Annotated in this window: 24 protein-coding genes; 9 read left to right on the top strand and 15 right to left on the bottom strand. The window is 63.2% G+C overall.

Features of this window, described 5'->3' with window-relative positions:
- Nucleotides 1-22: 22 nt before the first annotated feature.
- The 4 genes from ACM42_RS37325 to ACM42_RS37310 form a co-directional block, all read right to left on the bottom strand.
- The gene (locus tag ACM42_RS37325) at nucleotides 23-940 is read right to left on the bottom strand and encodes an ABC transporter permease (protein WP_271533436.1); all 918 of its coding nucleotides are present in this window, start codon (nucleotides 938-940) and stop codon (nucleotides 23-25) included.
- Nucleotides 927-2,018, bottom strand: coding sequence for an ABC transporter permease (locus tag ACM42_RS37320; protein WP_271533435.1), 1,092 nt, complete (start codon nucleotides 2,016-2,018; stop codon nucleotides 927-929). Before ACM42_RS37320 ends, ACM42_RS37325 begins: the two co-directional genes overlap by 14 nt.
- Entirely contained in the window at nucleotides 2,002-3,591 is a 1,590-nt protein-coding gene (locus ACM42_RS37315) for an ABC transporter ATP-binding protein (protein WP_271533434.1), read from the bottom strand. The genes ACM42_RS37320 and ACM42_RS37315 overlap by 17 nt, the downstream gene beginning before the upstream one ends.
- A gap of 202 nt (nucleotides 3,592-3,793) precedes the next feature.
- Nucleotides 3,794-4,279 carry a nucleoside deaminase gene (locus ACM42_RS37310; protein ID WP_271533742.1) on the bottom strand — a complete coding sequence of 162 codons (486 nt, stop codon included), beginning with the start codon at nucleotides 4,277-4,279 and terminating at the stop codon, nucleotides 3,794-3,796.
- 387 nt (nucleotides 4,280-4,666) lie between these two features.
- Here ACM42_RS37310 and ACM42_RS37305 point away from each other — a divergent pair, with 387 nt between their 5' ends.
- On the top strand, nucleotides 4,667-5,941 hold the full coding sequence (locus tag ACM42_RS37305) for an allantoate amidohydrolase (protein ID WP_271533433.1): 1,275 nt from the start codon (nucleotides 4,667-4,669) through the stop codon (nucleotides 5,939-5,941).
- Between the two features lie 97 nt (nucleotides 5,942-6,038).
- Nucleotides 6,039-7,424 carry a hypothetical protein gene (locus tag ACM42_RS37300; RefSeq protein WP_271533740.1) on the top strand — a complete coding sequence of 462 codons (1,386 nt, stop codon included), beginning with the start codon at nucleotides 6,039-6,041 and terminating at the stop codon, nucleotides 7,422-7,424.
- Nucleotides 7,425-7,432: 8 nt separating this feature from the next.
- On the opposite strand, the gene ACM42_RS37295 is transcribed toward ACM42_RS37300, so the two are convergent.
- Nucleotides 7,433-7,651: a hypothetical protein gene (locus tag ACM42_RS37295; protein WP_271533432.1), complete on the bottom strand. Its 219-nt coding sequence runs from the start codon at nucleotides 7,649-7,651 to the stop codon at nucleotides 7,433-7,435.
- Between the two features lie 350 nt (nucleotides 7,652-8,001).
- Between ACM42_RS37295 and ACM42_RS37290 the strand changes: the two genes are divergently transcribed.
- The gene (locus ACM42_RS37290) at nucleotides 8,002-8,184 is read left to right on the top strand and encodes a hypothetical protein (RefSeq protein ID WP_271533431.1); all 183 of its coding nucleotides are present in this window, start codon (nucleotides 8,002-8,004) and stop codon (nucleotides 8,182-8,184) included.
- A 19-nt stretch (nucleotides 8,185-8,203) separates the two neighbouring features.
- Here ACM42_RS37290 and ACM42_RS37285 read toward each other — a convergent pair whose 3' ends face one another.
- The 3 genes from ACM42_RS37285 to ACM42_RS37275 all read right to left on the bottom strand — a co-directional run bounded on the left by ACM42_RS37285 (nucleotide 8,204) and on the right by ACM42_RS37275 (nucleotide 10,881).
- On the bottom strand, nucleotides 8,204-9,580 hold the full coding sequence (locus ACM42_RS37285; protein WP_271533430.1) for a vWA domain-containing protein: 1,377 nt from the start codon (nucleotides 9,578-9,580) through the stop codon (nucleotides 8,204-8,206).
- 5 nt (nucleotides 9,581-9,585) lie between these two features.
- Complete coding sequence (locus ACM42_RS37280) at nucleotides 9,586-10,533, bottom strand: AAA family ATPase (protein ID WP_271533429.1); 948 nt, start codon at nucleotides 10,531-10,533, stop codon at nucleotides 9,586-9,588.
- 147 nt (nucleotides 10,534-10,680) lie between these two features.
- Nucleotides 10,681-10,881 (bottom strand): hypothetical protein, encoded by a 201-nt coding sequence (locus ACM42_RS37275; protein ID WP_018319162.1) that lies wholly within the window; start codon nucleotides 10,879-10,881, stop codon nucleotides 10,681-10,683.
- 225 nt (nucleotides 10,882-11,106) lie between these two features.
- Between ACM42_RS37275 and ACM42_RS37270 the strand changes: the two genes are divergently transcribed.
- Nucleotides 11,107-12,081 (top strand): quinone oxidoreductase family protein, encoded by a 975-nt coding sequence (locus ACM42_RS37270; RefSeq protein WP_271533428.1) that lies wholly within the window; start codon nucleotides 11,107-11,109, stop codon nucleotides 12,079-12,081.
- Between the two features lie 43 nt (nucleotides 12,082-12,124).
- Here ACM42_RS37270 and ACM42_RS37265 read toward each other — a convergent pair whose 3' ends face one another.
- Together ACM42_RS37265 and ACM42_RS37260 are read right to left on the bottom strand one after the other, a co-directional pair.
- Nucleotides 12,125-12,400 carry a hypothetical protein gene (locus ACM42_RS37265; RefSeq protein WP_271533427.1) on the bottom strand — a complete coding sequence of 92 codons (276 nt, stop codon included), beginning with the start codon at nucleotides 12,398-12,400 and terminating at the stop codon, nucleotides 12,125-12,127.
- Nucleotides 12,401-12,509: 109 nt separating this feature from the next.
- Entirely contained in the window at nucleotides 12,510-13,118 is a 609-nt protein-coding gene (locus ACM42_RS37260; RefSeq protein ID WP_027576185.1) for a S24 family peptidase, read from the bottom strand.
- A 164-nt stretch (nucleotides 13,119-13,282) separates the two neighbouring features.
- On the opposite strand from ACM42_RS37260, the gene ACM42_RS37255 reads away from it, so the two are divergent.
- Together ACM42_RS37255 and ACM42_RS37250 are read left to right on the top strand one after the other, a co-directional pair.
- A complete protein-coding gene (locus ACM42_RS37255) occupies nucleotides 13,283-13,816 on the top strand; it encodes a GcrA family cell cycle regulator (protein ID WP_271533426.1) in 534 nt (177 codons plus the stop codon).
- Nucleotides 13,817-13,862: 46 nt separating this feature from the next.
- The gene (locus ACM42_RS37250; protein ID WP_271533425.1) at nucleotides 13,863-14,438 is read left to right on the top strand and encodes a hypothetical protein; all 576 of its coding nucleotides are present in this window, start codon (nucleotides 13,863-13,865) and stop codon (nucleotides 14,436-14,438) included.
- A gap of 45 nt (nucleotides 14,439-14,483) precedes the next feature.
- On the opposite strand, the gene ACM42_RS37245 is transcribed toward ACM42_RS37250, so the two are convergent.
- Nucleotides 14,484-14,840: a hypothetical protein gene (locus tag ACM42_RS37245; protein ID WP_271533424.1), complete on the bottom strand. Its 357-nt coding sequence runs from the start codon at nucleotides 14,838-14,840 to the stop codon at nucleotides 14,484-14,486.
- A 624-nt stretch (nucleotides 14,841-15,464) separates the two neighbouring features.
- Here ACM42_RS37245 and ACM42_RS37240 point away from each other — a divergent pair.
- Complete coding sequence (locus ACM42_RS37240; protein ID WP_131871037.1) at nucleotides 15,465-15,650, top strand: hypothetical protein; 186 nt, start codon at nucleotides 15,465-15,467, stop codon at nucleotides 15,648-15,650.
- Nucleotides 15,651-15,784: 134 nt separating this feature from the next.
- The gene (locus ACM42_RS37235) at nucleotides 15,785-16,126 is read left to right on the top strand and encodes a phasin (RefSeq protein WP_271533423.1); all 342 of its coding nucleotides are present in this window, start codon (nucleotides 15,785-15,787) and stop codon (nucleotides 16,124-16,126) included.
- A gap of 190 nt (nucleotides 16,127-16,316) precedes the next feature.
- Here the strand turns inward: ACM42_RS37235 and ACM42_RS37230 are convergent, their stop codons facing one another.
- From ACM42_RS37230 to ACM42_RS37215, 4 genes are all read right to left on the bottom strand, one after another.
- Nucleotides 16,317-16,634 carry a c-type cytochrome gene (locus tag ACM42_RS37230; protein ID WP_271533422.1) on the bottom strand — a complete coding sequence of 106 codons (318 nt, stop codon included), beginning with the start codon at nucleotides 16,632-16,634 and terminating at the stop codon, nucleotides 16,317-16,319.
- Between the two features lie 37 nt (nucleotides 16,635-16,671).
- Complete coding sequence (locus tag ACM42_RS37225; protein ID WP_271533421.1) at nucleotides 16,672-16,848, bottom strand: hypothetical protein; 177 nt, start codon at nucleotides 16,846-16,848, stop codon at nucleotides 16,672-16,674.
- Nucleotides 16,849-16,925: 77 nt separating this feature from the next.
- Nucleotides 16,926-17,756: an alpha/beta fold hydrolase gene (locus tag ACM42_RS37220; RefSeq protein ID WP_271533420.1), complete on the bottom strand. Its 831-nt coding sequence runs from the start codon at nucleotides 17,754-17,756 to the stop codon at nucleotides 16,926-16,928.
- Nucleotides 17,757-17,906: 150 nt separating this feature from the next.
- The gene (locus ACM42_RS37215; RefSeq protein ID WP_271533419.1) at nucleotides 17,907-19,703 is read right to left on the bottom strand and encodes a ShlB/FhaC/HecB family hemolysin secretion/activation protein; all 1,797 of its coding nucleotides are present in this window, start codon (nucleotides 19,701-19,703) and stop codon (nucleotides 17,907-17,909) included.
- Nucleotides 19,704-19,833: 130 nt separating this feature from the next.
- Between ACM42_RS37215 and ACM42_RS37210 the strand changes: the two genes are divergently transcribed.
- Nucleotides 19,834-21,093, top strand: coding sequence for a FecR family protein (locus ACM42_RS37210; protein WP_271533418.1), 1,260 nt, complete (start codon nucleotides 19,834-19,836; stop codon nucleotides 21,091-21,093).
- Nucleotides 21,094-21,107 lie beyond the last annotated feature (14 nt).

Genomic DNA, 21,107 nt, shown 5'->3' with positions numbered 1-21,107 from the left:
CGCGCCCGCCGTGGAATGAGGTTTAACGGTCAGGCACGAACACCGTGCCGAGCGCGGCCGGCGCGGTCGAGCCGCCGCCGCGTGCGCGGGACAGCAGGACCAGGACTATGACGGTTGCGAGATAAGGCAGCGCCGACATGAATTGCGAGGGAATGCCGACGCCCCAGCCTTGCGCGTGCAGTTGCAGGATCGTCACCGCGCCGAACAGATAGGCGCCGACCACGAGCCGGCCCGGCCGCCAGGACGAGAACACCACCAGCGCCAGTGCGATCCAGCCGCGGCCGGCGGTCATGCCTGGGATGAAGAACGGCGTGTAGGCGAGCGGCAAATAAGCGCCGGCAAGCCCGGCGCAGGCGCCACCGAACATCACGGCGAAAGTGCGGATGCGCAGCACGGGATAGCCGAGCGCATGCGCCGAGACGTGATTGTCGCCGCAGGCGCGCAGGATCAGTCCCGCCCGCGTGCGGTACAAGAACCACCAGACGCCGACGATCAGCGCGACCGAGAAATAGACGAAGCCGTCCTCGCCGAACAGCACGCGGCCGATCAGCGGAATGTCCGTCAGGACGGGAATATAGAGGTGCATTGCCGGCGTGATGCGCTCGCCGACAAACCCGGCGCCGATCAGGCCGGATAGCCCGACGCCGAGGATGGTCAGCGCGAGGCCGGTCGCAACCTGGTTGACGGCAAGCCCGAGCGCCATCAGCGCGAAAACGAGCGACATCAGCGTGCCCGCGACGATGCCGAACAGCGCGCCGATGAAGACCGATCCGGTCAGCCAGGCGCCGGCAAAGCCGCAGGCCGCGCCGACGATCATCATGCCCTCGACGCCGAGATTGAGCACGCCGGAGCGCTCGGTCACGAGCTCGCCGGTCGCAGCGATCAGCAGCGGCGTCGACGCGGCGAGCACCGCGAGGATGATGGCTTCAACCAGCTCCACGAGTCACCTGTCGGTTTGGGAAGACCAGCTTGAAGCGATAGAGGATGAGGGAATCGCAGGCGAGCACGTAGAACAGCAGGATGCCCTGAAAGACCTTGGTGACGTCCAATGGGATCTTCATCGCGATCTGCGCCTGCTCGCCGCCGATAAAGGTCAATGCCAGGAAAAGGCCTGCAATGAGTATTCCAAGCGGGTTCAGGCGACCGAGGAAGGCCACGATGATCGCGGTAAAGCCGTAACCAGGCGAGATGCCGGGCTGAAGATGCCCGATCGGACCTGCAACCTCGATGATCCCGGCAAGGCCCGCCAGTGCGCCCGATACCGCGAAGGTCAGGATGATCAGCTGATTGGCATTGAAGCCGCCGAACCGCGCCGCACGGGGCGCAGCTCCAACCACGCGGATCTCAAAGCCTTTGATGGTGCGCCCGAGCAGGATCGCCGCTGCTGCGACGACGAGCAGGGCGATGATCGAGCCGAGATGCAGCCGGCCGCCTTCGATCAGCAGGGGGACGGTCGCCACCGGATCGAATTCCGCCGTGGTCGGAAAATTGAAGCCCTGCGGGTCGCGCCATGGCCCGCGCACGAGATAGTCGAGGAAGAGGTCGGCGACATAGACCAGCATCAGGCTGGTCAGGATCTCGCTGGCGCCGAACTTGACTTTGCAGATCGCCGGGATCAGCGCATAGAGCGCGCCCGCTGCGGCGGCGAGGACGAGCATGGCCGGCAGCACCCACGCGCCGGCATCGGTGCCTTGCGTCTTCACCGCGACCCAGCTTCCGGCGACTGCGCCGATCAGGAATTGTCCCTCGGCACCGATGTTCCAGGCATTGGCGAGATAGCAGAGCGACAGCCCGATCGCGATCATCACCAGCGGCGTTGCCTTCACCGCGATCTCCTGGAGCGAATAGCCGTCGGTCAAGGGTGTAACGAAATAGGCGTGCAGGGCGAGCAGCGGATTCTTGCCCAGTATCGCAAACAGGATGACCATGGTCAGGATCGTGAGGCCAATCGCGATCAGTGGGGACACCAGCGCGATCGTGCCGGAGCGCTCGGCGCGCTTCTCAAGCACCAGCTGCATGCGCGATCTCCTTCGGTTCCAGGCTGCTGCCGCCCATCAGGAGGCCGAGCTTTTCGCGGCTCGCTTCGCTGGCTGCGAGCGGAGCGGAAAGCTTGCCGTGGAACATCACGGCGATGCGGTCGGCGATCTCCGCGAGCTCGTCGAGATCCTGGCTGGTCACGAGGACGGCGGCGCCGGCGGTTGCGAGATCAAGCAGCGCCTGCCGGATGACAGCGGCGGCGCCGGCGTCGACGCCCCAGGTCGGCTGGCTCACCACCAGCACCGCGGGGGAGCGCAGGATCTCGCGTCCCACGATGAACTTCTGCAGATTGCCGCCGGACAGGCTCGCGGCTTCCGGATCGCGCTTGGCCTTGCGGACGTCGAACGTCTCGGTCGCGCGGTCGACCGCTTTCAGCGTGGCTGCGGTGTCGATGAAGCCGCGACGGACCATGCCGCCGGCGGCGTGCCCGGTGAGCAGCGCGTTCTCCGACAGCTTCATGCGCGGCGCGGTGCCGTGGCCGAGCCGCTCCTCAGGTACGAAAGCGGCGCCCAGCCTGCGCCGCTGGGTGATCGAGAGACGGCCGGCGGCGATGCCTTCGATCACCACCGTGCTAGGGTTGTTCGAGAGGCGCTCGCCGGAGAGCGCGGCGAACAGTTCGTCCTGCCCGTTGCCGGCGACGCCGGCGATGCCGAGGATCTCGCCGCCCTTCAGCTCGAACGAGATGTGCTCGAGCCGCACACCATGCGCGTCTGCGGGGGCCAGCGAGAGATCGTCGACGACGAGCCGTGGTACGGTCGTCTTGCGGCCGGATGAGGCCCTCACTTCCTTGATCTCTCCGCCGACCATCATCCGTGCGAGCGAGGCCGCGGTCTCGAGCCGAGGGTTGCAGGTCTCGACCTTCCTGCCGCCACGCAGGATCGTCGCGGTGTCACAGAGGCGCTTCACCTCCTCCAGCTTGTGGCTGATATAGAGGATGGCGCGGCCTTCGGCCTTGAGTCGCTTCAGCACGATGAAGAGCTGATCTGCCTCCTGCGGCGTCAGCACGGCAGTAGGCTCGTCCAGGATCAGGAATTTCGGATCCTGCATCAAGGCGCGGACGATCTCGATGCGCTGGCGCTCGCCGACGGATAGTTGCCAGACTTCGCGCTTGGGATCGAGCGGCAGTCCATAGGTCTTCGACACCTGCTCCAGCCGCGCCGACATGTCCTTGAAGGACTCTTTGCCGTCGAGGCCGAGCGCGACGTTCTCGGCGACGGTAAGATTGTCGAACAGTGAGAAATGCTGGAACACCATACCGATGCCGCGGCTGCGTGCTTCCGACGGACCGGACAGCACGATTGGCTGGCCTTGCCAGCGGATCTCGCCGGCGCTGGGCTGGATCAGCCCGTAGATGGCCTTGACCAGCGTCGACTTGCCGGCGCCGTTCTCGCCGAGCAGGGCGTGAATTTCACTCGGCCAGATGTCGATGTCGATGGAATCGTTGGCGAGGAAATCGCCATAACGCTTGGTGAGGCCGATCGTCCTCAGGAGCGGGAAATCGCCGGAATGCCGGCCGTTGGGCATCGGATCTAACATTCGCTGATGCGCTTGCATGCGTGACGTGTCTCGATAGTGGGCCAGTTTGAACCGCGCTGTAAGATGTGAAAAAGCATCATCCCTTGCTCAACGTTTCGGCGGGCGATCGGCCAGCGGGTCGTCAACCGTGCTGAGCGACCAGGTCGCGACAGCTGCTCCAACTCGGCAGTCACATCGGGCGCGATCAGAAAAACGGCGTCATCTCCCTTTGGATGTGCTGCTACTTCGTCCAAGCGCCGTCGTGCAGCGCCTCCGCCTCCTTTTCGAGCAGGGGGCCGATGACCTCCGTCGGGCGCTGGCCGCGGGCAAAGACCTCGCGGCACGGCAGGTCGAGGGTCGGGTTCTCCGGATGGTTGCCGGTGAGGCCGCGCAGGCGATGTTCGCCGAGGCCAAAGACGACGCGGCCGATGCCGGCCCAGTAGATCGCACCGGCACACATCGCGCAGGGCTCGGCCGACGAATAGAGCGTGGCTTTCGCCAGCACTTCGCGCCCGAGCGTGCGGCAGGCCTGGGTGGCCGCGAGCCGTTCGGCATGCGCGGTGCCGTCATGATCCGGCATGTAGCCATTCTCGCTCTCGATGAGAACCTTGCCGTCGGCCGCGACAACGATGCAGCCGAAGGGATGATTGCCATGGCTAAGCGAGCGGCGGGCGACCGCGAACGACAGGCGCAGGAAGTGTTCGTCACGTTCGGACGCGGCGTCCATCGCTACTCCGCGGTCAATGCCCGCCATGCGCCGGCCAACCACGATGAATGTCGGCTTCGCTGATCCGTGCTTCATACACAATTTGCCGTGAAACATCACCAGCCGGCCGGACGGTTGTTGATGACGGCATTTTCCGGATAACCGATTGAAAAATATCGGTAATGTGACCCGTCGGATCCCTGATTGGGAAGAAATGCCAGACGCAATTGCAGGCGTTGGGGCGCCCGCGCGCACGACCGGCGCAAGGCAGTGTGGCGCGTAGTCGCATTCATGCTAATCACGCGCCTGTTGGGGCAGGCGCCGGTACGTGATTTTTGCTGGCATCGAACTCTCGCCGATCGCCAGGACGGCCGTCGCCGCGGTCCAGAGAAGAGGAAGTTTGTCGAGATGGGGTCCGTTAACGCCGTTCAAGATGCATCGCTCGGCGAAGTGATCGTGCGTCGGATCAACGATCTGGCCGCGATCTCGGAAGAAGGTGACAACCTCACCCGCATCTATCTCACCAAGGAGTTGCGCGAGGCGGCGGACCTCATCCTGGGCTGGATGCGCGAAGCCGGCATGAGCGCGCGCATCGACGCGATCGGCAACGTCTGTGGCCGCTACGAAGGCGACCGGCCAGGCGCGCCCTGCCTGATGCTCGGCTCGCATTACGACACCGTGCGCGATGCCGGCAAATGGGATGGACCGCTGGGTGTGATCACGGCGATCTCTTGCGTCGCCGATCTCAACCGCCGCGGCAGGCGCCTGCCGTTTGCGATCGAGGTGGTCGGTTTTGCCGATGAGGAGGGGGTGCGCTTCGCTTCGACCTTGCTCGGCAGCCGTGCGGTGGCCGGCACCTTTGACGAGAATGTGCTGAACACGCGCGATCGCGATGGCGTGTCGATGCGCGATGCGCTCGTGCAGTTCGGGCTCGATCCCGACCATGTCGGCGCGGCCGCGCGAGCGCGGCGTGAGCTGCTCGCCTACCTCGAATTGCACATCGAGCAGGGGCCGGTGCTGGAAGCGCAGAATCTGCCCGTGGGGGTCGTCACCGCGATTGCCGGCGCCACACGGCTTGCCGCACGGCTGACGGGCATGGCCGGTCACGCCGGCACCGTACCGATGGAGCTTCGGCGCGACGCGCTCGCCGGGGCGGCGGAATGCATTGGTGCGATCGAACAATTTTGCCGCACCGACGAGGGCGGCCTGGTCGGCACCGTCGGCTACATCCAGGCGAGGCCCGGCGCGACCAATGTCATTCCGGGCGAAGTATTCTTCACCATCGATATGCGCGCCCCCACCGACATACACCGCAAGCGTGCGGTGGCCGATATCGTCCGCCGGATCGAGGCGATCGCCAAGCGCCGGCAGCTGGCCCTTCAGCTTGACGTCACCCACGAGAACCGCACCGCACCTTGCGCGCCGTGGCTCAAGGAGCAGATCGCGCAGGCGATCGGAGCCGAAGGCTTCTCCGTGTTCGAGTTGCCGAGCGGGGCAGGGCACGACGGCATGGCGATGATCGACATTGCCGATGTCGGCATGATCTTCGTTCGCTGTCGCGGCGGCATCAGCCATCACCCGGATGAGCATGTCGAGCTCGCCGATGCCGATGCCGGCGCGCGGGTGCTGCTGCGGGTGATCGAGAATTTCCAGACGCGGGAGAGCCGCGCCGCCGCGAGCTGAACAGCCGGCCCCCGCCCCGTCATCGTGGCGAGACACGAATCAGTCACGCTTGGAATGGTGACCGGCCATCGCCGGGATCGCGAGATACTCGGTGCACATGAAGAGCGACATTCCCCTGCCGTCACATCGCGGAAACCGGTTTTACCAGGGCGGGGTTGCGACCCTTGTCGCCAACGCTCTTCAGGCGGTCAATTTTCTCGGTGATCGGTTCCTGAGAAAGTCGCATCATTCGTTGTCGGCGATCGAGGACCTTTATCGGCACTCGATGGACAGCGCGTTCTCGGTGACCGAGGCTTTCCTCGTCACAGGCGCCCCGCACGCCTCCGCCTATTATCCCCGAGACTTCGCGTGGTTCTATCCCGACGTTCTCGACCCCGAAACCATCATGGATTCGCAGGACGCGGTGCGGCGGGTTCGGTTGCTCGAAAAGAGCGTCCGTTTGTTGCTGGAGGCGGTTCGTGCCGGCGTCGTCACGACGACCATCGTCCCGGCGGGACGCGGTCGGTACCTCGGCGTGAACTATTTCTCGCGCCCGTCGGACACGCTGCTCGGTATTCTCGCCGGTCTCCAGCAGATGATCTCTGCCGAAGACAGGACGGCCGCCCATCTGGCAATGTCACAATGCGCCCATGCAGGTCGCTTGTTGCTGGCCGAATATGGCGGTGACCTGAAGCGAGCGATCCTCCAGCTCGCAAGCGAGCTCGAACCGTTCAATGATGATGGTACCAGGTATTTGCTTTGCGATGTCCACGCGCCGCGCTCCGCCGCGACAGACACCCGCGCCGAACGCAGGCGCTTCGTGACCAATGCTTCCGTCTACACGACCTTCGTGTGGGGCGTGCAGCTCGGGGTCGTCGGCGAGAACGAGCTGAAGCGGCTGCTCGGGCGTGACCTTGCGCAGTACAAGACAGACCTGCTCCGCCTGTTCGGCAAAGACGGCCATATCAGGCATTCCCTGGAAGGTCCGGCGAGCTCGCCGGCCTCATCGGTCGCGCTGGATTTCGTCAGCGTGCATCGTGGATTCTGGAATATGAGCGACGTGAGCGAGCGGGCGCTGTTCGCGGCCACGACGGATCTGATCATTGCAGAGCCGCGGTTTCGCATCCCCAGCACGTTTCATTTCCTGGTCTCAGCCGAGAATCCCAGGAACAAGATGATCCACAGGATTGCGGCACCGGCCTATCAGGGACGTTCCTGCTGGCCGACGTTCAACGTCGAGTTCGCGGATCGCATGCTGGACTATGACGAATTCGCTGGCGGCGAGACCTACCGGGCCTGCGCCCAAGGAATATTGAAGGATATTCGGACGGCGACCGAGGTTCACGGCGGCTATCAGGAGCTGATCTCAGAACAGGGTCTGAAGTATCGCACCTGGGCCTACAAGGGCGCCGTGGCCCATTCCTGGTTTCCGCGCTTCCTGTCCGTCTGGAGGAGGGCGTATGGAACGCCGCTGCTCCGGTGGATTGACGAATCCACTCGTTGACGTATCGCTCACGCTACGAGATCCAGCAGCCGGCACGATCCGCGCACCAGCACCTTGCGTCCGGTCGGCGTCATGGCAGGCACGCCGTCATTGGTGACGACGAGGCCGAGTGCGACGAGGCTTTCGACGAGATGGGCCTTGAGACGGCCGTTCGACAACGGGTTACGAAGTGAGCGCAGGGCCGCCCATTGGTCCGGCGAAAGCTCAAAGTCGAAATCGTCGTTCATGTTGCCTCAGGCGATCGTAACGTTCACGCGCCCCTGTTATCGGCGCTGCATGAAGACCATGCGACGACAATGAGTCCGGAATTCGGTGAGATGTTTAGAACGTCTCTTCACAAATTGCCGCAGTTCGTTGCGTCACAAGAGTTAAGATCTTTCGCGCGCGAATATCGTCTGAACTTCCGATCACTAATTGATGATCTGCGCTTGATGTTGCAGTGCGAATTGCGCGGTGCACGGGAAGCGTCGCTGTCCCATTTTGCGTCGCGATATGCACAGAAATGCGAGACAAGTTGTTCCGGGCTCTGCTACGCTCCTTCGCGGGGAATGGCTTCACACGGCAGGAGTGTGAGTGCATGAAGAGGCTGGCTGAAATCCGTAGTCAGGAATTTTTATGCCGCGAGCGCGCGGCGCTCGATTCGGAACGTCGGGTATTCTGGCTCGCACAGGCCGAGGAATGGGAGCAGCGCGCGCTCGACGAAATCGCGTATCACTTTCGGGAACGCAATCTCGCGCAGGCCGAGCGGAACGCCGCCTGACCCGGGTGGCTAATATTGCTTACTGATAGGTCGCCACGATATCGGACACTGCGCGCTCGAGCTGGTGCGCGGTGGCGCATTGGCGCACGACGCTGCAAAAGGTCGCGTAGCGCGGCATCTCGGAATCGCCAAAGCCCCAGGCGAGCCGCCCCTCGGGATTGAGCCAGACCAGTCGCTTCGAGCGATCGGAGATCCGGCGCAAAATGTCGGCGCGCGGGTTGAGATTGTTGCTGCGGGCATCGCCGAGCACGATCACCGTGGTCTGCGGCGTCAGCGTGCTCATGAACCCCTTCTCGAAATCGACCAGCGAAGAGCCGTAGTCCGACGAGCCGAAACCGACCTTGGACATGATCTCGGACATCGCCTCCTCCGGCGACTTCGATTCCAGGATCTCGCTGACCTCGATCAGGTGCGAGGAGAAGGCGAAGGAGCGGACATCGTCGACCACCTCGTGCAGCGAGTGGATGAGCAGCAGGAAGAAATCTGACACTTGCGCAACGGAGCCCGAGACGTCGCACAGCGCTATGATCTTCGGCCGGTCGCGATGCTTGCGCTTCCATGCCGTGAGGAAGGGCACGCCGCCCCAGGCCGCATTACGGCGGAGCGTGCGACGGACGTCGAGATGGCCGCGGCGCTGGCGTTTGCGCGGCTTCGAGTAGCGCTCGCGCAGCCGGCGCGCGATCTGACGGATGAGGGCGCGCATCTCGGCGACCTGGCGCCGCTCGATGCGGGCCAGCGGCGCATTGCGCAGGATCTCGTTGCGGAGGTTTTCGGCCTCCTCGCGGGCATAGAGTGCAAGCCCCTGAGAGACCGTATCGCGCACGGCCTCGCGCAAGGCGTCCAGAGCGGCACGCAGACGTTCGGCCAGTGCCGGGTTGGTCGCGGTCAATTCGTCGAGATCGTCGCGCAGGCGCTGGAGGCCCATGGCGTCGAGGATGCGGCTGGAGAATATGCCGCGCTGAGTGGAGTAGCGGATGTCGGACAGGGAGGCTGCCCCGGAGGCGCTGGCAATCGCAGCCGCAATCGTATTGCGGTCCTGCGACAGCAGCATCTGCGCGAGCGGGCCTAGACCTTCGGGAGGCTGATCATCGCCGGCATCGCTGGGAGCGCCGGAGGAGGGCGGCTGATCTGCGTCCTGCGGAGCGTCGTCGTTGTCGGCCTCGGGCTGGTCCTGCCGCGGCTCCGGCTGACTGAAGAACAGATCAAAGCAGTCACCGAGCGCGAGCTTCTCGTCCTGGGACTTGGCAAGTGTCAGGAGCAGCGCGTCGCGCAGGACGGCGCGGTCGGAGATGCCGACCTGCGCGACTGCGCGCATCGCATCGATGCTTTCGGCAGGCGAGACGTGAACGCCGACGCCCCGCGCCGCTCGAAAGAAACGATGGAGGTTCTCGCGCATCGGCGTCAACCGAAGACGTTGGACCGTGCCGCCTTGGCAATGAAGGTGGTCACCTGCGGCGCCGCTGCCTCGATGTCCGTCTCGTATTTCAGGAGGACGTTGAGTGTGTCCTTGACGATCTCGGTGTCGAGCTCGGAAGCCTGGAGCAGCACCAGCACGCGCGCCCAGTCGATGGTCTCGCTGACCGACGGCAGCTTCTTCAGATCCAGCGAGCGGATCTCGTGGATGAAGCCGATCATCTGCCGGCGCAGCGTCTGGGAGATGCCGGGCACGCGGCTTTCGACGATGCGTTCCTCGAGGCGCTGCTCGGGGAAGCCGATATGAAGATGCAGGCAGCGCCGTTTCAGGGCGTCGCCAAGATCGCGCTCGCTGTTGGAGGTGAGGATCACGGTCGGCGGCGTGACGGCCGAGACGGTTCCGAGCTCGGGGATCGTGACCTGGAAATCGGACAGAATTTCCAGCAGCAGCGATTCGAACTCCGCATCCGACTTGTCGATCTCGTCGATCAAGAGCACGCAGCCGCCCGGCTGCTCCAGCGCCTGGAGCAGGGGACGCGGCTCGACGAACTCCTTGGAGAAGAACACGTCTCCGAAATCGTGGAGCTGGTCGAGCGCTGCATGCAGCGTCTGCGCGCCGCCGAGAACCTCGCCGAGCTTGTCCTTCAGGATTTGCGTATAGAGTAGCTGCTTGGCGTATTTCCACTCATAGAGCGCCTTGGCCTCGTCGAGGCCCTCGTAGCATTGCAGGCGGATCATCTTCATGCCGCGCCAGGCCGCGATCGCCTTGGCGAGTTCGGTCTTGCCGACGCCCGCGGGGCCCTCGACCAGGATCGGCTTCTCGATCTGCTGCGACAAATAGACGGCGGTCGCGATCTGCCGGCTCGCGATGTAGCCTTGCGCGGCGAGGCCGCTCTCCACTGCCTCGATCGATGTCGAGGCCTTCTGATCAGCCACGAAAGGGCGCTCCCAAAGGTCTTGCTTGAGGCTTGTTCTGCCTGCGTTCCAGGCAAAGAACAAGCCTCGTTTGGGAGACATCAGGCCCGCGTGAACGGCGTTTTTTCCGCTTAGCGCAAATAGTTAAGCGGTTCGCCGTTCGTGCGATCAGTGCCGCAGCAACTCCGGCTTGCGGATGGTCTGTCTGACCTCGGCGCCGCAATCGGCGCATTCATACACGAAGTCGATCTTGGCAAGGCTCCAATGCGGCTCGACCTCGCGCACATACATCGGCAGGAACCCCATGCAGGTGGGGCAGTTCACAGGCGCGATCTCGATGTCCTGATGATGCTGAACGTAAGCTGGCATCTCGGCTCTCCTTCGCAGGCGACCACCAGACCCCGCGCGAAAGCTACTGCCGGTTACCCCCGGAGCCCTCATCAACTCTTTCGAACAGAGGCGGAACGGCGGGCGTTTGTCGTTCGCTGTGACATTCTTGTTACGGATGGTACTGGTAAGGGGCGGACCAAATGCCTATTTCGCAGGCCGACCCGGTTCACTGGATTTCACTGCAACGATAAGGGAGTAACGCCCATGACGCATGCCATTCGTTTTCACAGGACCGGCGGTCCGGAAGTCCTGGTCTGGGAGGAGGTCAATGTCGGCACACCTGGACCCGGCGAAGCGCGCATCCGCCACACGGCTGTCGGACTCAATTTCGTCGACATCTACAACCGTTCGGGTCTCTATCCGGCGCAATTGCCGAGCGGGCTCGGCAGCGAGGCGGCAGGTGTCGTCGAGGAGGTCGGGCCCGGTGTCACCGATCTGAAGCCGGGCGATCGCGTCGCTTATGGCGCCTCGCCGCTCGGGGCTTATTCCGAGGCGCGGCTGATCCCCGCCGACCGGCTGTTGAAATTGCCCGACGGCGTCGATGACAAGACCGCAGCGGCAATGATGCTCAAAGGGCTCACCACGCAATACCTGATCCGGCAGACCTATCGGGTGAAGGCCGGCGATACCATCCTGCTTCACGCTGCGGCCGGCGGCGTCGGCCTGATCTTGAGCCAGTGGGCCAAGCATCTCGGCGCGACCGTGATCGGCACCGTCAGCAACGACGAGAAGGCAAAACTCGCCAAGGCGCATGGTTGCGACCATGTGATCATCTACACGCGGGAAGATTTCGTAAAGCGGGTCGACGAAATCACCGGCGGCAAGAAGGTGCCAGTGGTTTACGATTCCGTCGGCAAGGATACGTTCCTCAAATCGCTGGATTGCCTCGCGCCGCTCGGTGTCGCGGTTCTGTTCGGCCAGTCTTCGGGAGCTGTCGAGCCGCTCAATCTCGGCCTGCTGGCACAGAAGGGGTCGCTATACGTCACGCGTCCGACGCTGTTCACCTACGCCGCCAAGCGCGAAAATCTGGTCGCGATGGCGAACGAACTGTTCGACGTCGTCAAGTCCGGGGCGGTCAAGATCGAGGTGCACCAGACCTATCCGCTGAAGGACGCCGCCAAGGCGCATACCGATCTTGCGGCTCGCAAGACCACGGGATCGACCGTTCTTCTGGTCTGATGCTCGGCCGGGCCGGGCCGTGACGCAAGCTGCTTGGCCTGCGTCACGTCCGCTCGTGCTTGCGCAGATCGCGGGTGTGATCAAGGCGGATTGCCTGGAGGTCGACATCCTCGGGCGCAATCTGGGGCAGGGCGGCCTCGGTCAGGATGGCCTCGGTCACGTCCTCGACGGCATTCTCCACGATTTCGTGGATGAACGAGATGTTCCGGTATTCACCCGAGGCGATGCGGGAGATGACCTCTCGCCTCGTGATTTCGGGATCGACGACCGCCTCGCGGCCCCGCCGCCCATATTCGATCATCACGACGAAGTATTGCATGAAACGATCCTGCCGCGCCCGTGGTCGGGGACGCGGCAGAGTATTTCCGAAAAACGGAACTTTGTCAACCGCGATTTCTATAAATCAGAAATCGCTGATCGTATGGTCTTTATTTGCCTTTCTTGCGAGGGCGCGCCGATTTCGCACGCAGCCGCTCGAGCTGCCCCTTGGGCATGGACAGGCAGATCTCACCCACCCAGTCGAGCTTGACCCCGACGATCGGCTTGGCATTGAAGCTCGTGAGATTGACGACGGAGGGTGATTTTCCCCGCTCGATGGTCTTCAGATAGCGCTCGCCGGTCTTGAGGCGGACCACCGCCTCTTCGCCGTAGAAGCTCGACAGCGGATGGCGCTGGTCCTTGTAGACCACGATCACGTCACCGCTCTCGTATTTGGGCAGCATCGAATCGCCCACGATCTCGAATGCGATCGTCTCTTCCATGATCGGAAAGGGCAATGTGATGTCGCCGAGACCTTCCGGGGGAACCTGTTCATAGTCCGGCTCGATCACCGCGCCGGCTCCGACGCGGCCCATGATCGGCGCGAGATTGAGCTCGAGATATTCCATGATCGGAATGATTTCCGATGCCTTCACCAGACGCTCGCCGCCGAGGATCTCCGAGACCGCGCCGGGCCGCACGCCCATGGCTGCCGCCAGGCCGCCCTTGCTCTTGCCCGTCTTCTCCAGGCCTCGTTCGATCATTGCAACGTCCAACATGGTGATTCCCTCGATTGCGCGCCGTCTCGCCTCTTGTAATCCGAAATTCGGAATTGATGCAATTATGAATATCAGAATTATTGCTTGACATCGTATTCGGAATAACGGAATGTGTGTACCGCTTCCCGGTCGCCTGATCGGAAGGCGCATCACAGGACAGCATCATGGAACCGGGCCAATGGCCGTCGGAGCACTCCGACGCGCTTCGCGACTATTTTCTCAAAGGCATGTCTTACGCGGAGATTGGAAGACAGATTAACGCAAGGTTTGGAACGGCTTATACGCGCAGCGCGGTGGTCGGCCGCGCCAAGCGGCTCGGGCTCGTCGTGCCGGAATGGATGACGAGCCCGTCGATCGCACCAGCATTGCCGGGCGAGGCCACTCTCATTTCGCCGCGCCGGTCGGCGTTGCCGAACCTGAGCCTGCCGCCGAAGTCCGCAATGAAGCCTGCGGCGCAGGTGAAGTTGCGTTGCGTCGGCGTCCAGCCGCGCCTGATCCAACTGGTCGAACTCGAGCCGGCCGACTGCCGCTATCCCTATGGTGGCGACAAGGACGGGGAGGACATCACCTTCTGCGGCCACCCGCGCCAGCCGGGCTCCAGCTATTGCGCGCCGCATGCCCGCCTGGCGCGCCGTTCCGAGGCTGGGTCCGCCCGTGCCGCAGGCCCCGTCGTGCTGAAGCTGGTCTCGGCCGGCTGAAGGTGCAGCCGTCCGTTCAATCGTCAGTCTTGCAAGGAGTATCCGAGTGGCTCGTGCCCGACGCAACAAGTCCTACAAATTGGCGCAGATCTACGACCGGCGGTCGCGGGAGGTGCCGTTCAATGCCGAGGTGGCGGAGGTGGAGGTCGACAATCCGCTCGCGCTCGATTCAGGCGAGAAGATACTGGCCATCCGCTCAATCCGCAACGATCCGCTCGGCCGGCTGCACGCACACCACCAGATCGACGACGCGCAATACCGGGGCGGGCGCGCCTTCCAGGACGATTGGGAGCGGGCGGAGCGGGGCCCTCAGGCGGTGGACACGACACGCGAATATGTCGATGGTACAGGTACGCGCGAGCCGGTCACCGAGAGCCAGCGACAGGCGGTGCTGCGGCTGAACCGGGTCGAACGCGAGCTCGGCACCGATGGCGCCGCCCTGGTGCACGATGTGCTGGTGCTGGGTCTGACGATGGATCAGATCGGGCAGCGACGGGCCGTCCGTGCGCAGCGCTGGAACGATTATTTTGGGCGGCGCTTTCGCGAATGCCTGGATCGGCTGGCGCTGGTCTACGGTTTTGCGACGGAGGCCGGGACGCGGCGTGCGGACCGGCGCAGATGATTGCGGCACGCCTGTGGCATCGGCCGCAGGCGTGCCGGCCTGCCGCTACGGATGAGGTACAATCCGGTAAGGCGTCGTGTAGGGCTCGACGCGGAGCGAGGCGTTGGCCAAAAGCCCGATCTTGGCGGTCGGCGCCTGCTGCAGTTCGCCGTTCGGGCCACGATGCACGTTGTATTGCCAGACAGTGAGGTCGCCCTTCTGTGCCAGCGCGCGTGCAACGGCGCTCGCATCATTGCCGCCGAGCGCCTGAAGCTCCTCTTGCGACAATCCGACGACGATTTCGTCCTTGATGGTGACGATCTTGAACAGGTTCATCCTGGTCTCCTGCGCCCATGCGCCTTGTATCGAGAGGGTGAGAAGCGCGACCGCGGCGCCCTTGATGAGATCGCAGCGAGAAAGCATGCCGTTGTCCTTTGGTGCTGACGCGCGCCCAAATCGAAGAGTCTTCAGCCATGGCGCCCGTATCTGCGTGGCCGTGCCGCAACGGCTTGGTCGCTCGCTCGCGGACAGCGGTTCACGGCCGAGTTGTGCCCGGACCGGCGGTTCCGGCTGCGAACAGTCGCGCCAAGATCAGGACCGGCTGCAAGATCGACCTCTCATGCCGGCGATACAACCGCCGAAGTCGGGCTCAACAATTGCGTGTGCATGCTGAAGCATCGCCAATTCGTGCGCACGATGTGCATTCACATCGGAAACAAGCTGAAACGTTGTGCGGATTGACCGCGATCAGGGCTGTGTGCGTGATTGATGCAACTTCTTGACGCAGGTGGGTGACGGCGGTCGATATTCCTGTTATCCGGAATCGCGGTGGTGCGATGCAGACGAGGCGTCTCTACATCCACGGTTGGGCTTGCCGGACGGGTTGTTCCTTGGCATAGTTACAACCAGTCGGTTGAGGCCATTGTTCGGATGCAGCTCAGTGTGTGAACTCGGCGGCCACCGGCCGAGGCTTCGTCGCGATAGGTTCTGTTGCGGCGTTCGGTTCTTGAGCGGATCACGAAGGCCGGTGCTTGTCATGGGTGCGAGATGAAAAACCTCGATTTCGCGGCTGAGTTGCATCTCAAGCTCGGTGTGCCTGCAAGCAGCACTGTCGAAAGTCTGCGCCTGCTCCGCGCGTTCCTGAAGCTCGCGCCTCGACAGCGCTTCGAAGTGATCAAGCTGGTCGAAGATCTCGCCGCGGAAGAAGCTTTTCCCGAGCATCCCTTGTCCTAAAGTCCGGCCCTGTGCCGTTCCCTTCCTTTTTCTGCCTGGGCCGCCGCGCCGGCGCCGTTCCCCCCCGGGGCTGGCCGCTGGAAGGCGGTCCGGCAAGTGTGGTATTCAGTTGAGAAAAAGGGAGGAGTGCGACCATGATCGAACCGAAGCTCGAAGTTCCGGCCGAACTGCGCGACCTGGCTGAGAAGACGATTGACCAGGCGGAAAAGGCATTCGGCATGTTTTTTGACGCCGCCACCAAGTCGATGTCGTCCGTTCCGGGCGCGGGGACGGAGGTGTCGAAGCAAGCGCTGGCTTTCACCGAGCAGAACATGAAGTCGGCGTTCGAGCATGCACGCAAGCTGGTGCATGCCACCGATCTCCAGGAAGCGATGCGAATCCAATCGGATTTCCTGCGCAGTCAGTTCACCAGCGCCGGAGATCACATGCGCCAGATGACCGGCAGTCTGATGCAACAAGGCAAGGGCAAGTCCTGATTCTCGGTGTGTGTACAGGGTGCCCACAAATTGGCCTTGTGTGGCGCGGAGATCCGCGCTTCGATATCGGCGCAGGTCCATGATGGGCCACCGAATGACCTTATTCGCCGTCCGTCATCCTTTCTGCTGATCCCTGCCGGCTTCCGGCAGGGATTTGCGTTTGCAGCAGGTCGTGATCGTCCGGCGACTGCTAACGCAGCGATGAGATATAGGCCGCGATATCGCCGGCTTCGCTCCGGCTCAAGGGAAAATTCGGCATCTTCGGGTGCGGATCGAGCAGGAAGAAGGCGAGCCTTTCCGGGCTGAAGTCCGGCCTGCGCGCAACGGATGCAAAGGATGGGACGTCGGCGCTCGCCTGGGTCTGTCCGTTCGCCACGACATGGCAGCTCGCGCACCAGCGCCTGGCGAGATCGGCACCGTGATCGGCGTCAGCGGCGAGGGCGGGCGACGTGACGACGCCGGAGATTACGCCGAGCAGCAGGCAAATCCGTCTCACATGCCGGGACATAAGGCAATCCTTCTGCGTTCGCACGCGGTCGCCGCGCTCATCCGCAGCATGATCCTGGAAATTGCGAGAGGTCAATGCGGGCGATGATCGACCGCAGCAGCTTGCGGGTCGAACGATAGAGATGCCGTATGAATGCCGGCATTCTTGCCGCGGGCAGGCCAAAGCCTTTCGTATGAAGGCTTTTCGTATCAAGAGTTTCGGTATAGTGCGACACGTGTCTCTCCGAGGCCATGTGACTCTTTTATCGTGCCGCTTTGGAGCCGCCTTTGATCTGCCGCAAAGCGTTCCCGGCTAATAGTCGCCTGGGTTCATGATCATCGGGCTCGTCGTATCCGCCGGTGCAAGCGCGCTGCTGGCGCTGTCACGCAAGAAGCGGTCGAGCGTCTCCTGGATCTTCTCCTTGACTGAGTTCGGACCGCGATCGCTCATCTCCGTGTGCTGCGCGCCGGTGTTGATGATATCGATGCCGCGCGCCTTGGCCTCTTCCGGCGTCGGCAGCACGCCGGGATCTGTCACGAAATGCGGGTCCTTCGATCGGAACGACAGAATTTTCATGTGGTCGCTGAGCACGAAAGGCACCCGCAGATTGTCGAGCGTGATCACCTTCGACACCAGCTCCGGGTGCTGATGGGCGACGTACATGGAGACATCGCCGCCGTTGGAGTGGCCGACGAGAGTGATATGGTCGTATTCGACGTTCTCCTGCTGCCTCTTCAGTTCGCCCAATACGAAGAGAATGTTGGCTTCGCAGCGGATGTAGACTTCACGCCGGCCGACATATGGCTGACCGACATGGGTCATCAGCGGCGGATCGCTCGGCAAGTCCTGCTGGATACTGGCGACCAGATAGCCTCGTGCGGCGAGGACGTTGGCGAGGAAGGAATATTCGGTGGCCTTGACGGTATTGCCGTTACTGATGATGGCGAGCGGGAGCTTCCACAGGCCGAGATTGGCCTTGGTCTCGTAGTCGCGCCGCACGGCAATCTGCACCGAGATCGGCCGCTGGCGCGAGGCGTCGAATAGGGTCAGGGCCTCATGGCGGATTGCGAACTGGCTGACGACGAAATACTGCCCGACTCCAAGGACGCAGAGCAAAGCCAGGATTGCAAAAACCTTCCTCATGGTTCTGTCTCAAAATCACCTTTGACTGAACATGGTGATCGGGAACTCCCGGTCGAGCGATCGTGAGAAGGTTACTGGATTAAATTCCGGTAAGTCTGTTGGCAAGGCCGCAAAACGGGCCGCGTGCCGGGTCGATCGAAAGGACGGCGGCTAGAGACAGTAGGCCCTGCCGCGCTCGGGGCAGACCCGGAACGCGCTCGACAGTGTGAAGAGGAAGCGTGGGCTGCGTCGCTCGTTGTCCGGCGCCCGGTAGCTCAAGGGGACAGCCACCCCGAGATCCGCCTGGAGATCGTACGGCAAGAAGAACCGCACACCGGCCCCGGCTGATGTCAGCGACAGGCCGTCGCTCAGACGGTAACCGTCGTTCCAGACTGCGCCGGCGTCGCCGAAGACGTAGAGCTGATAGCCGGTCCAGTAGTGGAAATTGAGCTTCTGATCGAAGCGCAGTTCGAGCGAGCCGGCAAGGCCGTTGTCGCCGCTGATCTCGGCTGCGCCATAGCCCCGGCCGAAAGCCGCGCCGCCAAGATAGAATTGCTGCGAGGTGAACAATGGCCGCGACGCCGTCTGGCTCGCAGCCGAGAGCTTGAGCGACCAGGCGCCGTTGAGTGTCTGGTAGCGCGTGAACCAGAAGTTCAAGACCGAGAAATTCGACGAGGCGCCCTCGCGCGACAACAGATCGTCGTCGAACTGCGATGCGCCAAAGATGTCGAGACCCTGGCGATAGGTCAGCGTCGCAAGACTGGTGCCACCGAACCGATCCTGGAGCCGGTAGTCGGCGGTCAGGCTGGCGGTCCTGATGTGGTCGTTGTACCAGGGGCCGTAATTGTCGTGCTCGGACACGTTGCTGAAGCTCCCAGCCGCGGTAAGCGTCAGCCCCGAGGATTGCGACATGAAGGGCACTGTGCTTGCCCGCACCTCGAAAGCTTCGGTCGTGGTGATGTCGCTGTCGAGACGGCGTGAGTCGCCGGGGCGGACTGCGCTGTATAGGACGGAAGCGCCGAGGCGCGCACCGTCAACGCCGATTGGTGCGTCATAGGACAGGCGTGTGAAGCCGAGCTCGCGGGGGTCGTTGGCAATGGTCGACAGGTTGACCGCCAGCACGTCGCCGGGCGCGAGGTAGGAGTTGAATGCGCCGGTCGCGTAGGTTTGCCAGGGGCCGACCGACGACGATCCGAGATTGTCCAGGGCGAGTGAGGAGAAGACGTGCCAGGCCTTCAAATAGATGGTCAGGCGGAAGCGGCCGGTCGTACCGCCGATCTCCTCCAGCGCGGTGTCGACGATCCGGACGCCCGGCCTGCCGTTGATCAGGAAGAGCTGGCGTTCGAGCGTTGCCAGCCGTGACGGTTGTTCGGCAAGAACCGGCCCGAGCATCGGCCTCACGCCGAACTGCTCGGCGCCGTCGCCCTTCAGCTCGGCCTGCACGATGGCGCCTTCGATGACCTGGATCCGGACCCGGCCGTCGACAATGTCCTGCGGCGGCACGATGGCGCGACTCAAGTGGAATCCAGCTTCGCGGTAGAGGTCGCTGATCGCGCCGGCGATCGCGGCGAGATCCGACTGCGAGACCTTCTTGGCGAGAAAAGGCTGATACACTGCGGCGATGCGCTCGCGGGAGACAGCGTGAGCGCCGATGACGCTGATTCCGCGCAGCACGAACTGCAGCTTGGCATCCCCGCCAGCGCTGGGCCGGTCGACTGTCGGCAGCTCAATCGGAGGCCGGCTCTGCGATTCCCGTTCGGTTTGGTTCTCGAAATACTTCTCAGGCTGACGCGGATCGAAACCCGGCTGGTTCGCCTGTTGTGCGAATGCCTGCGGAACTCCCGTGAAAATAGGTGCCAACAACGCCAATACGGTAGTGAAATGCCGCTTCCCGCCGCGTGCAGCAAAGCCGTCTCCGTAGTCTGACGGAGGGATTGCCCTGTGGCGGTAAGGGTTCGTTAGCTGCATGATTTTTCTTAGGTTTTTATGGTCAACGATTGGTTAATGAGGCCACGCCACTGGCTTCTTCCTGCTAATCCTCTCTTGAGTGATTTCGGATACGCCTCAGGCCCGGCTGTAACGCGGACTGAGGATCGTCATGCTCGGCAAAGTTGGAATGCGGTGCGCCTTCGTAGTGGCGCTGGCCCTGGCAACGGCTTCCGGTGCATTCGCTGCGGATGACGGTGTCTGGTCTGTCAGCAAGTCCTCCGGCGAGGTCTGGCTTGCAGCGAGCGGCGCGCAGGCGGTGTCGTTGAGCCAGGAAGGGACGCTGAAGCCGGGCGATACCATTCGTACCGGGCGCAACGGACGCGTCCTGCTTGTCCGCGGCGAGGAGACGATTCTGATCTCTCCCAATTCGGTGGTGGGCTTGCCGGCCGAGAAGAAGGAGGGACTCTCGACCACGATCATCCAGCAGGCGGGTTCGATCCTGCTCGAGGTCGAGAAGCGCAACGTCAAGCATTTCGAGGTCGAGACGCCCTATCTCGCCGCCGTGGTCAAGGGAACGCAGTTCAGCGTGACGGTGGGGGCGGGCAGCACCAAGGTCGGCGTGCTCCGCGGGCAGGTCGAAGTCTCCGATTTCAAGACGGGCCAGATCGCCCAGCTCATGCCGGGACAAGCGGCCGCCGTCTTTGAGCACGGCAAGCCCGGTCTCAGCCTAAGCGGTGCCGGGACGTTCAATCCGATCGAGCACGGCAAGCCGCGCGCTCCCACGATTGAGCGTATTCCCGTGCCGAAATCAGGCCTGTCGGCGCCGCGCAATGCGGCGAACGGCCATGCAATCCACGCGCTCGGCCCGATCGACAAGGGCACGAAGGCGGCCGGCGCACAGAAGCCATCGCATCAGGCGGCTGGAGCCCATGCCTCCAAGGCCGGCGTCGTGCGCATTTCGAGCTCGCTCGGCGAGGTCAAGCTGAACTTCCACAAGGTGACGCGCGGACTCGCCCACGGCGTCGTTGCTCCCGGCCAGGTGCGCAACGCGAACGCCAGCACCGGGGCCGAGACAGTCTGGAGCGACGGCAAGACCGGTACGACAGTATCCAACAGCGCAGTCCAGACTGCGGTGACGACGAGCGGTGCTGCAACGGCTGGCGGCAACAGCTCGGCCGGTGCAAGTGCGGTGATCGCCGCAGCAACAGCCGGAGCATCTAATGACGGCCCCGGTGCCAACAACGGAAACGCCGGCAACAATGGCAACAGCAGCAATAACGGCAACAATGGTAGCAGCAACAACGGCAATGGCCACGGCAACGTTGGGGCCACTGGCAATGGTAGCAGCAACAACGGCAATGGTAACGGGAATGGCGGGGGGAATGGTAGCAACGGCCATGGCAATGGGTACGGCCACAACCGACACTGAGGTCCGTAAGGGGA

The sequence above is a fragment of the Bradyrhizobium sp. CCBAU 25338 genome, from assembly GCF_028128965.1.
GTDB classification, from domain to species: domain Bacteria; phylum Pseudomonadota; class Alphaproteobacteria; order Rhizobiales; family Xanthobacteraceae; genus Bradyrhizobium; species Bradyrhizobium liaoningense.
The sequence above is the reverse complement of the archived record's forward strand: the minus strand, read 5'-3'. Positions and strand labels throughout refer to the sequence as shown.

Coding starts and splice junctions, on each gene's coding strand:
- ACM42_RS37320 (WP_271533435.1), bottom strand. CDS start 2,018: ATGCAGCTGGTGCTTGAGAAGCGCGCCGAGCGCTCCGGCACGATCGCG.
- ACM42_RS37315 (WP_271533434.1), bottom strand. CDS start 3,591: ATGCAAGCGCATCAGCGAATGTTAGATCCGATGCCCAACGGCCGGCAT.
- ACM42_RS37310 (WP_271533742.1), bottom strand. CDS start 4,279: ATGGACGCCGCGTCCGAACGTGACGAACACTTCCTGCGCCTGTCGTTC.
- ACM42_RS37305 (WP_271533433.1), top strand. CDS start 4,667: ATGGGGTCCGTTAACGCCGTTCAAGATGCATCGCTCGGCGAAGTGATC.
- ACM42_RS37300 (WP_271533740.1), top strand. CDS start 6,039: ATGAAGAGCGACATTCCCCTGCCGTCACATCGCGGAAACCGGTTTTAC.
- ACM42_RS37295 (WP_271533432.1), bottom strand. CDS start 7,651: ATGAACGACGATTTCGACTTTGAGCTTTCGCCGGACCAATGGGCGGCC.
- ACM42_RS37290 (WP_271533431.1), top strand. CDS start 8,002: ATGAAGAGGCTGGCTGAAATCCGTAGTCAGGAATTTTTATGCCGCGAG.
- ACM42_RS37285 (WP_271533430.1), bottom strand. CDS start 9,580: ATGCGCGAGAACCTCCATCGTTTCTTTCGAGCGGCGCGGGGCGTCGGC.
- ACM42_RS37275 (WP_018319162.1), bottom strand. CDS start 10,881: ATGCCAGCTTACGTTCAGCATCATCAGGACATCGAGATCGCGCCTGTG.
- ACM42_RS37270 (WP_271533428.1), top strand. CDS start 11,107: ATGACGCATGCCATTCGTTTTCACAGGACCGGCGGTCCGGAAGTCCTG.
- ACM42_RS37265 (WP_271533427.1), bottom strand. CDS start 12,400: ATGCAATACTTCGTCGTGATGATCGAATATGGGCGGCGGGGCCGCGAG.
- ACM42_RS37260 (WP_027576185.1), bottom strand. CDS start 13,118: ATGTTGGACGTTGCAATGATCGAACGAGGCCTGGAGAAGACGGGCAAG.
- ACM42_RS37255 (WP_271533426.1), top strand. CDS start 13,283: ATGGAACCGGGCCAATGGCCGTCGGAGCACTCCGACGCGCTTCGCGAC.
- ACM42_RS37245 (WP_271533424.1), bottom strand. CDS start 14,840: ATGCTTTCTCGCTGCGATCTCATCAAGGGCGCCGCGGTCGCGCTTCTC.
- ACM42_RS37240 (WP_131871037.1), top strand. CDS start 15,465: ATGAAAAACCTCGATTTCGCGGCTGAGTTGCATCTCAAGCTCGGTGTG.
- ACM42_RS37235 (WP_271533423.1), top strand. CDS start 15,785: ATGATCGAACCGAAGCTCGAAGTTCCGGCCGAACTGCGCGACCTGGCT.
- ACM42_RS37230 (WP_271533422.1), bottom strand. CDS start 16,634: ATGTCCCGGCATGTGAGACGGATTTGCCTGCTGCTCGGCGTAATCTCC.
- ACM42_RS37220 (WP_271533420.1), bottom strand. CDS start 17,756: ATGAGGAAGGTTTTTGCAATCCTGGCTTTGCTCTGCGTCCTTGGAGTC.
- ACM42_RS37215 (WP_271533419.1), bottom strand. CDS start 19,703: ATGCAGCTAACGAACCCTTACCGCCACAGGGCAATCCCTCCGTCAGAC.
- ACM42_RS37210 (WP_271533418.1), top strand. CDS start 19,834: ATGCTCGGCAAAGTTGGAATGCGGTGCGCCTTCGTAGTGGCGCTGGCC.